The sequence below is a fragment of the Moritella sp. 28 genome, from assembly GCF_018219435.1.
GTDB lineage: Bacteria > Pseudomonadota > Gammaproteobacteria > Enterobacterales > Moritellaceae > Moritella.
The window spans coordinates 2,995,779-3,010,179 of the sequence record NZ_CP056121.1 but is presented as its reverse complement, the minus strand read 5'-3'; the positions used below and the strand labels follow the sequence as shown (position 1 = coordinate 3,010,179).

Here is a 14,401-nt window from a genome sequence, read left to right as displayed (position 1 = left end):
GTAGTTGTTAGCCTTATGATAACCACGCGTGTTCCATGGGTGCTGTATGCCAAGATTATTTACTGCCATAGAAGTCTCGAATGATGTTGATCGTGAATTGAATATGCTTGTTCCGACGACAGAGCAGAGCGTCGTTCAGGATACGAAACATATAACGCTGCGATTTATCGGTAATGTCACTGAAGCAGAAGCGGCTGCCATTGAACTTGAATTGATATCTGTAAATGTCGCTTCCTTTGCGTTGACAGTTTCTGGTTGTCAATTTTTCAAATCACATGGCGCTAAAACAATTTTTGTCACTAATATTATGCCAAGTGCGGCGCTGACCGACCTTCATCAACTCATCACTGCGGTATTGCTGCATCGGGGAATAAGCGTCGAGGAGCGTAAATATCTACCGCATATTACGGTGGCTCGTATTCATAGACCCAGTGATATATTGATTGATTCACTATTAGAAAAAGGTAAACGTGTCTCAACAGCGTTATTAGTTACCGGATTTGTATTATATTGTGCTGAACATGATTCAACGCAAAAATATGTTAAGCGCAGGGAATATATATTCACTAAGCCTAACACCTGAACAGTAATTAAGACTAAGACGTTAAAGCCTGACGTAAAAAACCTTGATTGTCAGCTAACTGTTGAGTTGCGGTATCGTAATCAACGCCGTTTAATTCCATTAAAATAGCCGATTTTACATGCTGGTTGGCTTGAACCAATAATGTTTGTGCTCGTTCACGCTCTACACCTGTTACATCCATAATGATGTTTTCGCTGCGTGTAATTAGCTTCTTATTTGAGGTTTTAACGTCAACCATCAAGTTTTGATAAACTTTACCAGTTCTTACCATCGCGCCAGTACTTAGCATGTTGAGTACTAACTTTTGGGCTGTACCCGCTTTCATTCGGCTTGAACCTGTGAGTACTTCAGGACCCACAACTGGCGTAATCGCAATTTTAGCAATGGCCGCTATTGGCGAGTCATTATTACAACTTATTGCAATCGTGTCGCAGCCGAGTTTATTGGCAAAATTTAAACCGCCAATTACATAGGGGGTTCGACCTGATGCGGCGATGCCAACAACAATATCGTGTGGTGTTAATTGGATCTGGTTTAAATCAACTTGCGCGGCATGTAAATCATCTTCTGCCCCTTCTTGGGCTTTAAACATTGCCGCTTCGCCACCTGCGATAATACCTTGTACTTGCTGACTACCTACACCGAATGTTGGTGGGCATTCCGATGCATCTAATACCCCTAAACGGCCTGATGTACCGGCACCAATATAAATCAATCGCCCGTTTTTCTGAAATGCGTGCGCGATCATGTCAATTGAAGCTGCAATAAGGGGTAATTCAAGTTTGATAGCTTGAGTGACTTTTTCGTCTTCACTATTGAATAGCTTAACAAGTTCTAATGTTGAAAGTTGATCTAGGTTAGCACTTGCTAAATTTCTTTGTTCTGAAGTAAGCGATTTTATATCCATAATAACTACACTCATACAATACAGACGCGGGGTCTAGTGAAAGGATTGATAGGCATGAGTTTAAAGCAGAAATGTATAGAATGCTAGGGCGTTTATTTGCATACATGATCAGCATAATATTGTTGCTTAATGATGTGTATGCAAATGAATTATTGAATGAAAATAATATAAGTTGTATCGGTGAGAATTACTCGATTAGTCAATTACAAGGGGAGGGGCATCGCTCTCCTTATGTGATAAATAAGGGAAGTAAACGATATCATAGTGATTTATTCTTTACTGTTAGGGGGGTTGTTACCAAGTTGAAACTGGGTCGCAATGCGGGTTTTTTCATGCAGCAAATAGATAAATCAACGTTGAGCCTCGCGTCAAAAGGGATTTTTGTCAGAACGACAGACATGACGAATATTAAGCTTGATACAAGTGTATGCGTGACTGGTGTTGTTGAAGAATATTACGGAATGACGCAATTACATCCCACAGCAGAAGTAATCGTGCTTGGCGATGCTAAGGCTGTAGCGCCTACCAATATCGTTGTTGCAACAGTTGACGCTAACTTTAGTGAAACCCTTGAACGCTATGAGGGAATGCGTGTACGTTTGGTCAATATGACGGATATGCGCGTGACGAAGCCTTTATATTACGATCGACGTTGGCAGCGTTATAATATCATTCTTAGTCATCAACAGATAAATATTCATCCAAATACGGTTGCTTTTCCTAGCAGTATTTTCGCCGACCAACATGCCCTGAATAACAAACAGCGGCGCTTATATTTACAGCTAGCTGGTCGACCTACATTAATAACCAAATCTGATTATATACGTGTTAATGACAAGGTTGCTGGCGTTGTGGGTATTTTGCAATTTAGTTATGGCGAATTTAGGTTGGTCACGGATGATCCGGTTTCTAAAATACAGTTTACCCATTTTAGTGACCGCGAAACATTACCCCCGCGGACGACACATCATTTGCGTATTGCTAGCTTCAATTTACTTAATTATTTTAATACAGCCGCTGGTGGCGCCCATAATCCATTAAGGCAAAATAGGGGGGCGACAACACTCTTAGCGCTACACCGACAAGAAACGAAATTGGTTAAAACAATCGTCACACTTGATGCTGACTTTATTGGTCTGATGGAAATAGAAAACAATGGCTTTGGTAAAAACTCGGCGATTCAACGGTTATTAAGCTTAGTCAATCGCCAAATACAGGATCCAGATAAACAGTATGAAATGCTGCAACCTGAGCAGTCAGATTTATATCGAGGGCGTTATTTAGGCTCAGGAGCGATAACGGTTGCTGGCTTTTATCGACCATCTAAACTTCAGCATGTCAGTACTCGCGTCATTGATCTGCCTATACAGCGCAGTATTTTGGGTAATGCTTATCATCGACCTGCATTAACGCCCACCTTTATGAGAGACCGTGATCATCAAAAAGAAAGACTCACTATTAGTGTTAACCATTTTAAATCTAAAGGTTCTAAATGTGTTGCAGATAAGCAACGCTCAGCAATGCTTAAGCGGTTAAAAACCAATAGTAGTAAGAATAAAGCTTTACAGCAGAAGTGGAAAAGAGCCAAATTAAAGCAAGATAGGCAGGGACATTGTGCAGGGTTTAGATCGTTAGCCGCGAGTGTATTGGCGCAGTCATTAGCGAAGCAAGGTGGGGATAAGATCATCCTGGGTGATTTGAACAGTTATCCCAAAGAAGACCCGCTGTTAGTGTTAACTGATTATGAACAAGCGAGCTATGCTTATTATAAGATAAAGGGCAGTACACACAGTTATCTTGGTCAGCATTTAATCGTCCTTAAATTGGATAATGGTTTTGGTTATCATGATCCATTTATAAGTGAAAATACCGATAGCTGGACTTACTCTTTTCAGGCATTGGGTCGTTTGGATTATATATTAGTTAATACTGACCTTTTATCGGATGTCGTGGTAAAAAAAGTATGGCATATTAATGCGGCTGAAAGCCGATTATTAAATAAGGACAACGATTTTTTAAATGATATAGCATTCTCATCAGATCATGACCCTTTGTTTATTGAGTTAAAATAATACAACTTAATTCAATATAGAAATACCCAATTAATAGAATATCACTGTATAATAAACTACCAATTTCGAGGTGTTCTAATACTGTAATTAGCGGCTGAAATTATTGGCGTATTGTTTCCGATTATTATTATTATTATTATTTATTTATTTATTTACTTATTATTTGGTGTGCGATGAAAAAAAAATTAACTTACCAAGAATTAGAAGCACAAGTTGTCAAACTAGAAAGTAAATCTGAAAATTTACAGCGACAACTTGATCTCGCTAATCAAATAACAAGTGAATCTTTAAGGTCGAAGAGGTTATTACAGACTTTAGTCGATACTATTCCCAGCCCACTGTTTTATAAAAATACCGACGGCGTATATCAACAGTGTAATGATGCTTTTGCTCAGACTATTTTAGGTATTGATAAAGACAAAATTATAAACAGGTCATTATTTGATTTAAGCGAATATATTCCTCGTGAATTAGCTGAAATTTTTTACGCTAAAGATTTATTATTACTTAACAATCCGGGTCAGCAAGTTTATGATACCTCGGTGAAATGTGCCGATGGTTCTATTCGCATATTCACTTTTTATAAAGCATCGGTACTTGATGAACAACAACAGATCCTAGGGGTTGTTGGCGTAATGCTTGATGTGACTGAACTGGAGAATAAAAAACGTGAGTTACTAGAAAATAACCGTCGTTTAGAAAGGTGTTCACTCACAGACCCATTGACTGGACTGTACAATCGTCGTAAGTTCAACGCTGTGTTTCCAGAGAGTTTACGTGTGGCTAAACGCCACCATCGTTTATTAAACTTCGCTATTATTGATATAGATAACTTTAAAAAATTCAATGATAACTATGGGCATGTAGCCGGTGATAATGCCTTGGTTATTATTTCTAACTTGCTACAGAATAGGTTATTACGCGCTGATGATTATATATTCCGCTTAGGTGGTGAAGAATTTGGCTTGTTATTTTATGCCGATGATGAAATCGCCGCATCGCAATTTGTGAACGATATTCGTTTAGCTGTGCAGGGTTTAGGGATCCAGCATAAGGAGAATAATGGTTATTCATGTGTAACAATATCATTAGGCATGGTGACGATTAAATACACTGATGAAGATATGTTAACTTTGTATGAAATGGCAGATAAATTGTTGTACAAAGTGAAAAACTCAGGGAAAAACCAGATATTAGCCAAACTCGTTTAAGGCGTACCTTAAACGAGTTTGGTTCATAACTTTACTTACCTTGGTTCAGTATTACCGTGAAGTGTTGTCTTATAGCAATGCGTCAGCCATTTTTTGACTTAGTTCAACATGATGTTGCATGGTCGAAAACTGTTTGGTGATATTCTCAGGTCCAAATGCATAGACAGGTACTGGAGAGGCTGTATGTGTGCCTGTTCCCCACACTACATTTTGCGCAGCTCCTAGTGCTCGGCCAATTAAGTTTGCGTGAATTTCATCGCCGTATACGTAAAACTCTTTAAAGTCATTCACTTTCGGGAACGCCTTCGCGCTTAAGTATTTATGACCATCGACATGATATTCATTTTCTTCGCGTAAACCAATTGGTGCAGCTTGTTCTGGTGTGACTTTAAACGCGCTGTAACTGTTTATCGCATCAGCCCATTGTTGTCCTGTGCTATCTTTGAAGTCCCAATCTGCACTGACTTTATCCATCATCGCATAGAAAGTACCGCTTTGCGCATACAGTTTATCAAGTTGCGAAAGTGCGCCAAAGTTGAAGTTAGGTTTGTATTCTTTACCTTGCATGCCATTACCAGTTAAATGCTGTTCTGCTGGTAAGTCATTACGAGAATAACTGAATCCGAAGCTACCTGTTTCATGATCGGCGGTGATAATGACAAGGGTATCGTTACGATCTTTTACCCAGTCATAAACCGCGGCGACTGCTTCATCAAATTTTACTAATTCATGTAGCATCCAGCCCGCATCGTTAACATGGCCAGCCCAGTCTATTTGTCCACCTTCAATCATAAGGAAGAAACCATCTTCATCTTTAGATAATATATCTAAGGCTTTAATGGTCATGTCACGTAATGATGGTTGTGTACAGCTGTTGTCTTGTTTACATGCGGTATAAGCAATACCGTCTGCCATACCTGAGTTGGCAAATAATCCCAGCAGTTTAGTGCCTTCAGCTGCGGCGAGTTGTTCTTTATCGAACGCAAGGTTGTAGCCGTATTGTTCTTTGGCTTCTAATAATAAATTACGTTGGTCTTTACGTTTTGATTTTTTGTAAAGGCTGTTAGGCATACCTAAAGCGGCCATTTGATCACGGCTAGCTTGGTTAGTTTTAATGTCTGCGGGTAGGAATACCCGTGTACCGCCTGATAGCATCACATCGACACTGCCTGATTCGATTAGCTGTTCTGCGATCTTAGCTTCATACGAACGGTGTGGCTGATGGGCTGCGAATGCAGCCGGTGTTGCATGGGTAATACGGGTGTCTGATACTAGACCTGTTGCTTTACCCTGTGCTTTAGCTTTTTCTAAGATTGTCTCGACCACATTCCCTTGGCTATCTAGACCAATCATTTCAGAGCCAGCTGCGACGCCTGTCGCGAGTTGAGTTGCCGAGCATGCTGAATCAACAACAAGGCTACCATTACTCCCATAAGGGGCATTTAACGATAAGCCCATCTGACCCGCATCAGCGAATGTTGATAATGCGGTTTTATTGCCTTTATCGTTATAAATAGAAAGCGGGGCACGCTGTGCATATTCTTCTAACAGGCCCACCTGTTGGGGCCCCATACCATCGCCAATCATCAAGATTACATTTTTAACTTTGGTTGTTTCTGGCGTAGTTACAGCTGAAGAGTTGTTACAAGCGCTAAGAAACACGCTCGAAATCGCAAGCATTAATACACTATTTTTAATCATCATAAATCCCTGTAAATGGTTAATCTAGTTGTTTTTATTGCAGCTAGAGTACAGGGGTTTTGTTACACATATGTGAAAGTGTGTAATGATATGTAAAGTAACTTGATAAGTAGTTGGTTGCGTTTAGTCATTACGCTAGGCTTTTAGCTTGTCAGATCGGTTTGTCTGTGACAATATAAAATACAACAAGGTATATAAGATTTAGGGTACCTTGTTGTATTTAATGCATTAATTAATCTTTTAATACCGTGATAAGCTCGCGCTTAAGTATTTTACCTACGGCACTTTTTGGTAGTGTATCGCGAAACTCAATATTGCGTGGTATTTTATAAGCAGTTAAATAACGGCGGCAGTATGCTTGTATGTCTTTGCTCGTCAATGTTTTATTGGTACTGCATATAAATACTTTAATCTGCTCGCCAGTGATTTGGTGGGGGATGCCAACCGCAGCCGCTTCTTCAATATCAGGATGTAATCGAAGTACTTCTTCAATTTCAGCAGGGTAAACATTGAAGCCAGAAACCAAAATCATGTCTTTTTTACGATCTACAATAAAAAAAGCCCCGTCTTTATCCATACGTGCTATATCGCCAGTCGAAAACCAACCGTCACTATCAATTGATTGAGATGTTGCTTCTTCCTGCTTCCAATATCCAGCCATAACTTGAGGCCCTCGAACTTGCAGTTCGCCAACTTCATCGACTCCCAGTGGCTGCTTATCATCATTCACGACACGCATTTCTGTTGATGGTAATGGGACGCCAATACCCGCGGTATATTCTTGCTGAGTGTGTATACCACTACAAACAACAGGTGAACATTCTGTTAGACCATAACCTTCGATGATTGGCATCCCTGTGACTTTTTGCCATTCTTTTGCAACATCTTCTTGGGTTGACATACCACCTGCGATGGTAAAGCGACAGCTGCTGAAATCTAATGCGCGGAATTTTTCATTCTTTAACATCGCGTTGAACAGAGTATTCAATCCGAAAAAGGTAGTAAAAGGATAGTTTTTTAGTTCTTTGATAAAACCGTCCATATCTCGAGGATTAGTAATTAATAAATTACGCCCCCCGATCATCATTATAAACATCAAGCTTACTGAGTTAGCAAAGATATGATAAAGCGGTAAGGGAGTAACTACGTGATCATTAGACAAAAGTGTACGCGGGGAGAATTGACCAAAAACTTGTAATACGTTAGCGACAATATTGCGATGCGTTAACATTGCACCTTTTGCTACGCCTGTTGTACCACCTGTATATTGTAGATATGCAATATCTTCAGGTTTACATGCGGGGCGGTGATAAGAACGTTTACGTCCAGTGGCTATGACTTTATTCATTGAAATAGCATTGGAAATGCGAAAGTTGGGGATCATTTTTTTAACGTACTTAATCGCGAAGTTAACCAAGGTACGTTTCGGTTGTGGTAGTTGATCGCCTATATTGGTCATGATCACATGCTTGATACTCGTTTGCGGTAATACCTTTTCTAGATTGGCGCCAAAATTGGTAATGGCAACAATCATTTTTGTGCCTGAATCCGCCAATTGATGCTGTAATTCTCGTTGGGTATAAAGGGGGTTAACGTTAACCGCAATTAGTCCGGCTCGAAGAATACCAAAAAGTGCAATAGGGTACTGCAGTAGGTTTGGCATCATTATTGCGCATCGGTCACCAGGTTGCATCTTAAGATCATGTTGTAGATAGGAAGCAAAAGCTCGACTTTGTTCTTCAAGTTGACGAAAAGTCAGTGTTGCACCCATGTTCAAAAAGGCGATTGAATCTGCATGTTTTTTACAGCTCTGCTCTACGATATCTAAAATACTGTCATATTGTGATGCATCGATGAATTCTGGTACATCGCTAGGGTAGCTGTTTAGCCAAGCTTTTTCCATATTGTCATTCTCTGTAGGTCGAGGTGCAGTAGAGTTACTGCTCTAAAGTGATAGGTGTTGGCAGATCATAACTCTGTTAGATGGATATGCAAATTATTATCTATCAATTAAAGCATAAATTAGTGAAAAAAAGCGTTGAATTATTACTTTGCATACACAGTACTTTAGCAGGTAGGAAAGACACTCTCGGATGAAAGCCCTGTTGATGTTAATCAACAGGGCTTTATGGTTTATATAGCCGCTTCTTTATCGATTTTTATTTTGACGAAAGAATAACAATGAAGCTAGTGTTAAGAGGAACCATAACGACAATGCACCACCTGAAGATTCATCATCAAGAGTCAACTTCGTATTCGTATTCGTGATCTTCAGATTAAGAGCTTGTCTTACAACTGTGTGACCGTCGCTGACTGCTAGTTCTATAACAGTATTGGTATCATGACTTACTTCGGGCAATGATAGCTTTATTTTACCTGCGGCTATGTTAGTTAACTGAATATCGATGCTGTCAGGTAAAATCCATTGGTAAATAAGTAAATCATTATCAATGTCACTACTACTTGATGCATCAATGATAATATTCGTTAGTTCTGATGCAGTACTCGGTGCTGATACAATCACGTTTGGTGCGTTATTTTCTATTTCAGGATAAACAGCCGCAGTGATAGATACGCTATTATTCGTGGCTTTATCTATATCATAATGACCACCGTCTTCGATCTGGATTAATATACATTCATCTCCTTGATTTAAGCCATAAACATAGCTTTCATGCATTATCTCGGGGCAATTTCCGTTGAGGTTGAATGGCGCAGAAGATACATTGTCATGCGGGCCTGCGCTGAGTATTGACCAGCCAGATAATTTAGTATGTAAATACAAGAATGAATTTGCAGGTAATGGTTCTGTCGGGACCACAATAAACGTCGATTCACCACTCGGTTTTTTACTTATTCGCACATTGATTAACGCACTTGCTAATAGTTGCTCATCAACATGAATTGAATTGGTATTTACCGGAATATCCTTGAAATGAATATTTGCAAACTCAGCATCGGCACCTTTACTTTGTAAGTTAATATCGCCAAGTGATAATTTACTTGAAGCCTTAACAAATAAGGGCAGCTTATTGCTACTTAAGGGTAATTGAGTTGTATTGTTATTACTATCGAGGTAGTCAACAATACCATCACCATCGGTGTCAGCATAACCTTCATCTTGATCGTTAATACCATCCTTGTCAGTGTCTTCTAGACCTAGCGCTGGTAGTGTATTTGTGACCAAAATTTGGACTGTTAACTGATTATATAACAGTGCCGCAGTATTCGTTTCTGACACGGTTATATCGATAGAATAAGTACCCGTTGGGATCGTCGCTGGGTTAAATTCGATACGGTTCCCATTCTGCTGTGTGAGTGCCGCTTCGAATTCACTCGGAAGGTCGAATGAAACTGTATGCTGGTCAGCTAAATTGATATCATTGACCGATACATCAAGATAAGCTAAACCAAGACTTTTTTGTACTAAAGTCACAGCCTGTTGCGATTGCTTAATATTAACACTCAGGTTTGGTGCTTGATTATCGCTAATTAGTGATATTTGACTGGTGCCACTGGCGATGTGTGCATTTACCGCACTGTCTAGACCGACAGTGATACTGTCACCGGAGTGGTTCGCTGGGATATTGAATATTAACTCACCAGACATACCATGGTTAATGCTTAACTGCGATTGTATCGGTGTTATTAATCCAGCTACTGTGTAATCAATTTGCACAGGATATTGCGCAGCCTCACCATTGAGGTAAACGGGCACGATGACTTGATTACCAATTGCAGTTTGGATTTGAGCCGGTATTTCAACCTGTGGATTGATGGCAACAGTAACTTGTGCCATCGTCGTATTATTTGACTGATCTACAGCCTGAACGTTAACAAGGTGTAATCCCGATTTTAATAGAGAAGGTGTTGTTATTTGTGCATTAATATCACCATCTACAAGATCACTTGCTTGTAGGTGTAACAGTTGAGTTAGATCTGTAAATATACCCTGGCTAGAGACCTGATAGAGTGGAGTTGAATCAAATTCTGGTGCAGTAGTATCTCTAATTCGTAATATTTGTGTTGCTGTTGCAGTGTTGCCTGAGTGATCCGTTGCAGTCCAGATAATGTTATGATCACCAATCGCTAGGTTCGCCGTTATATTGTGGTTCACTTGAACAGGTAATCTGCCATTATCACTGACTGTGTTAGGCGGTAAGGTGAGGGAACTAACGTTCGTTAATATCGCTTCTGCTTCAATCTGAATATCAGCAATAGCGTTAAATGTTGGCGCTTGCATCTCACCTACGTTGCTATCGCGAGGTGCGCTATCTTCGCTGTCTGGCACTCCGTCAGCATCTGTATCACTATTGTTGATGTCAGAATCTATCTGGTATTCTACTAAATTGGTTAGACCATCCTGATCAGGGTCAAGTGACGCATCGGTTGGGTCGTTTGGATCCAGACTATTGTCTAATTCCCATTGGTCAGGCATGCCATCATTGTCACTATCTTGAATAGTTGAATTAAAACTGACGTTGTCGATCCAAGCGCGGTCTTTACCGGTAGATGCACTGCTATCTTTATGGTAAACCCATTTAATGGTGTGATTACCAGCTGAAATCTTGACCGTGTGTGTTGACCAGTCTTGAGCACCTGAAATATTGGTTATAACTTGATCATCAAGGTAAATGGTTAAAAAATCATAGTTGGATTCTGACTCAACTTTATAATCATAAGTTAAAGTCCCCTCATTAAAATTTCCATTCCAAGTGATAGTTGAATTCTGATTATGCTCTATATTTTGAGACATTAATGAATAGTTGCTATTTTTTGCTTCATCATTACTGACCTCCCAACTTGCGTTGGCATTTGCATCGCTAACCCAGCCTTGTGGTAACTGCAGGTCTTCGAAATCGTATGAAACGTTTCGAATCGATGGCGGGTGCTGACTTGCATCGCTTGGATCAGTTCCTGCTTGAAATTCTGACAGGTTAGAAAAACCATCATTATCTAAGTCATCAAATGCATCAAGATTGTTAAGTGGGTCTAAGCCATACGATATTTCCCAGCCATCAGGCATTTGATCACTATCACTATCTGCGTTGTTAGCTAAAGTCCCGAGCTGAAATTCGGCCAAATTATTTAAACCATCGCTGTCTAAATCGGTATTCGCATCAGTTGGATCATTTGGATTAAGGCTATTACTGATTTCCCATGAATCTGTCATACCATCATTATCACTATCTCGACCCGTCGAGTAGAATGCGACATTATCTAGCCAAGCACGATCTGCGCCTTGCGAGACACTTTCGTCCTTATTATAACGGAAACTAAGCGTATGCAGACCTGAAGACAACGCGTAGTTGAAATTTTTCCACTCTTCGTCTCCAGATGCTTGGAGTACTTGTTGCTCATCGATATATAGTTCAAAGAAGTCATAGTCGAGTTCGCTATCTATTTTATAGTCAAACGAAAATGTACCTTCACTAAATAAAGCACTCCAGAGCAGCTCTGCAGTTTGGGTATCAGCAATGGTTTTATTCGCGAGTGAATACGCGCCTGTTGACGGGACCTCGCTGACTAATCCCCAGTTGTTATCTACATTAATTAATTGACTTGGTATCGTTGCATCTTCAAAATCGAAGAGAGCGTTTGTGACAATTTCAGGCGTAGAGTTTGAATCGAAAGGGTCTGTACCTAATAAGTACTCGTCAATATTCGTTACGCCATCAGAATCTGAATCGAGTTGTGCATCGTTAGGATCTAATGGGTCGAGTCCAACGCTAATTTCCCATTGGTCGGGAAGTTCGTCATTGTCTGTATCTGTATTATTCGGATCTGTACCATAAATTGATATTTCTTCATAATCAGTTAAGCCATCGCCATCAGAGTCGGCTATGGTGGGATTAGTATCTGCAAGGTATTCATCTAAGTTTGATAAACCATCTTGGTCTAGATCCTGTGCTGCATCAGCTGGCGTCGTATAATCTAAACCATAGGATTGTTCCCAATAATCAGACATGCCATCATTATCTTCATCACGAAAAGGAAGATTGTCACATGTAACGCCAACCTGTGTAAAAGCATCGATAACGGCAAAAGTGTCATACCCATTATCAGCGCTGGCGTTGATTACGCCACATGCGCCATCGACAAAATCTGTTGATTGAGTCCAATAAAATCGGTTAGCATCAAGCATAATTGAGAATGCTTTTTTGATGTTCCATCCTGGTGTGTTTGAAAGAATATAAAAGGCACGATTAAATACGCCACTACTATGGTGTACATCGATACCGTTATAATAGTCATCTGCATGGCCAATTGATATACCATCAAGAGTTGGGTCTTCAAAAAAGCGGAACGCGCCCCCATCTTTGGTAATATCTGCACCCATTAACCAATCATTACTGCCACGTACAAATAACTCTGCAGTTTCACCTGCCATGTCAGAAAACGATTCGTTGATACCGCCAGACTGGCCATTATAAATTAAGTCTGAATTTTGGTCTGTGAAGCCATGGCTGACTTCATGTGCGACAATATCAAGAGAAACCAAAGGATAAATACTACTATCACCATCACCAAAGGTCATGCTCGAACCATCCCAAAAGGCATTAGCATAGTTATTATCGTAATGCACTTTCATGACTAATTGGAATGTTAAAGGTGCTAGGCCATACCAGTCTTTGTACATATCAAAGACTGCATTACCAAATCCGTGAGCATCGTTAAGCGGAGAGTATGCGCCATTTATTTCTTTATATTCATTACGTGAACAAGTAAAAGCAAAGGTGTCGTTGTTAGTTGAACCGTGTTGTAAATCAATGGTTCGGACGTTTTCATTTTCGAGTAAACAATTGGTACCATCTTGTGTGATATCTAGTGCTGTGTAATCAGTACCGTATTCATATCGACCCACTTTCGCGTTACCGCCTGGCCCCGTTGCAGCTGCGTGTTGTAGGTTATTCCATGAATCGATAATAAATTTGGTATCGGCATCCACTAATAAGATAGGTTGTGCGATGTTACCTTGGTCATCTTCAAGCTTAAATGAGACATACCAAACCAGTATTGCTGTGTTCTGTTCATTTAAGTGAATGTAATTTTTAATTTCAATGTTGGATACTTGGGTGTTTTCACTTAAACCAAATTTTGTTTTTGCTTTAACGATAAGCGTTGTTTGTAACTCTTCACTTGGTTTAGTGTTTGCTAATGCAGAGGCCGAAAGCTTAACATCTAATTCAATGTTCTTTAATTGTTTGCCATTTAAGGCATAAATTTGACTCTTAGCATCACGATGAACGGCTATTTGATGACCCCAAACAGGAATACCTAAGTAATTTTGTTGATACTTATTGTGAGTTCTCTCTGCATTTTTTGTTTTGCTTTGGCCTGTAAACGTTTGAGAGGAAATTTTTGGTAATAGCTGAAAGCTGTTGGGACTGCTTTGAGTGCCACTGAGCGAAAGTTGACTCGCTAAATTAAGGTGACTTTCGATACTTTCTGCATCTTTTAAATTGAGCCGATGTGACTCAGCTGCTTGGGCAATAAAGCTCGCTGATGACAAGCAAAGCAGTAAGTGTATTTTGGTGATATGCTGCATTTATTTAATATCCTTATTTATTCGGGACTCTGCCATGACATGTGCTCGAATATAATGCTGCGTACTTTAAACGTCCATATTACTTAAGGTACTGATTGAAACTGATAATTTAAGGGTGATGGCCCTGTTCAATCTTATATTTTGGATTGATTTTATTACTTAGTCCATACTCGTACTACTGAATCTCATTCGCGATAGTAGATTATATTGGTCACTTATTTTTCGTTGTGAACATTTAATAGTTGATATTATCGTTAATTAATATTTATTGATGTACTAAATCTTTTATTTGATGACAAAGTAGTATTTTTTAAAATTTAGATGTAAGGCACATATAAGAGATAAATGAGACATTAGTATGAGAATTAACTTAGATGA

At 39.6% G+C, this 14,401-nt stretch carries 7 protein-coding genes; 3 read left to right on the top strand and 4 right to left on the bottom strand.

Annotated features, from left to right (window positions below; all coding sequences use genetic code 11):
* The first annotated feature begins 46 nt into the window (after positions 1 to 46).
* Positions 47 to 583, top strand: coding sequence for an RNA 2',3'-cyclic phosphodiesterase (gene thpR / locus HWV02_RS13255; RefSeq protein WP_211688130.1), 537 nt, complete (start codon positions 47 to 49; stop codon positions 581 to 583).
* A 13-nt stretch (positions 584 to 596) separates the two neighbouring features.
* Here thpR and murQ read toward each other — a convergent pair whose 3' ends face one another.
* Positions 597 to 1,490 carry an N-acetylmuramic acid 6-phosphate etherase gene (gene murQ, locus HWV02_RS13250; RefSeq protein ID WP_211688128.1) on the bottom strand — a complete coding sequence of 298 codons (894 nt, stop codon included), beginning with the start codon at positions 1,488 to 1,490 and terminating at the stop codon, positions 597 to 599.
* Between the two features lie 104 nt (positions 1,491 to 1,594).
* Between murQ and HWV02_RS13245 the strand changes: the two genes are divergently transcribed.
* A complete protein-coding gene (locus tag HWV02_RS13245) occupies positions 1,595 to 3,562 on the top strand; it encodes an ExeM/NucH family extracellular endonuclease (RefSeq protein WP_255550323.1) in 1,968 nt (655 codons plus the stop codon).
* A 173-nt stretch (positions 3,563 to 3,735) separates the two neighbouring features.
* Positions 3,736 to 4,773, top strand: a complete 1,038-nt coding sequence (locus tag HWV02_RS13240; RefSeq protein WP_211688126.1) for a GGDEF domain-containing protein — start codon at positions 3,736 to 3,738, stop codon at positions 4,771 to 4,773.
* Between the two features lie 69 nt (positions 4,774 to 4,842).
* On the opposite strand, the gene HWV02_RS13235 is transcribed toward HWV02_RS13240, so the two are convergent.
* From HWV02_RS13235 to HWV02_RS13225, 3 genes are all read right to left on the bottom strand, one after another.
* A complete protein-coding gene (locus HWV02_RS13235) occupies positions 4,843 to 6,474 on the bottom strand; it encodes an alkaline phosphatase (protein ID WP_211690583.1) in 1,632 nt (543 codons plus the stop codon).
* A gap of 232 nt (positions 6,475 to 6,706) precedes the next feature.
* The gene (locus HWV02_RS13230) at positions 6,707 to 8,377 is read right to left on the bottom strand and encodes an AMP-binding protein (RefSeq protein WP_211688124.1); all 1,671 of its coding nucleotides are present in this window, start codon (positions 8,375 to 8,377) and stop codon (positions 6,707 to 6,709) included.
* A 246-nt stretch (positions 8,378 to 8,623) separates the two neighbouring features.
* Positions 8,624 to 14,023, bottom strand: a complete 5,400-nt coding sequence (locus HWV02_RS13225; protein ID WP_211688122.1) for a M4 family metallopeptidase — start codon at positions 14,021 to 14,023, stop codon at positions 8,624 to 8,626.
* Positions 14,024 to 14,401: the final 378 nt, after the last annotated feature.

Excerpts from the sequence above, each read along its gene's own strand:
- thpR (WP_211688130.1), top strand. The coding sequence starts at position 47 with ATGCCAAGATTATTTACTGCCATAGAAGTCTCGAATGATGTTGATCGT.
- murQ (WP_211688128.1), bottom strand. The coding sequence starts at position 1,490 with ATGGATATAAAATCGCTTACTTCAGAACAAAGAAATTTAGCAAGTGCT.
- HWV02_RS13245 (WP_255550323.1), top strand. The coding sequence starts at position 1,595 with ATGATCAGCATAATATTGTTGCTTAATGATGTGTATGCAAATGAATTA.
- HWV02_RS13240 (WP_211688126.1), top strand. The coding sequence starts at position 3,736 with ATGAAAAAAAAATTAACTTACCAAGAATTAGAAGCACAAGTTGTCAAA.
- HWV02_RS13235 (WP_211690583.1), bottom strand. The coding sequence starts at position 6,474 with ATGATTAAAAATAGTGTATTAATGCTTGCGATTTCGAGCGTGTTTCTT.
- HWV02_RS13230 (WP_211688124.1), bottom strand. The coding sequence starts at position 8,377 with ATGGAAAAAGCTTGGCTAAACAGCTACCCTAGCGATGTACCAGAATTC.
- HWV02_RS13225 (WP_211688122.1), bottom strand. The coding sequence starts at position 14,023 with ATGCAGCATATCACCAAAATACACTTACTGCTTTGCTTGTCATCAGCG.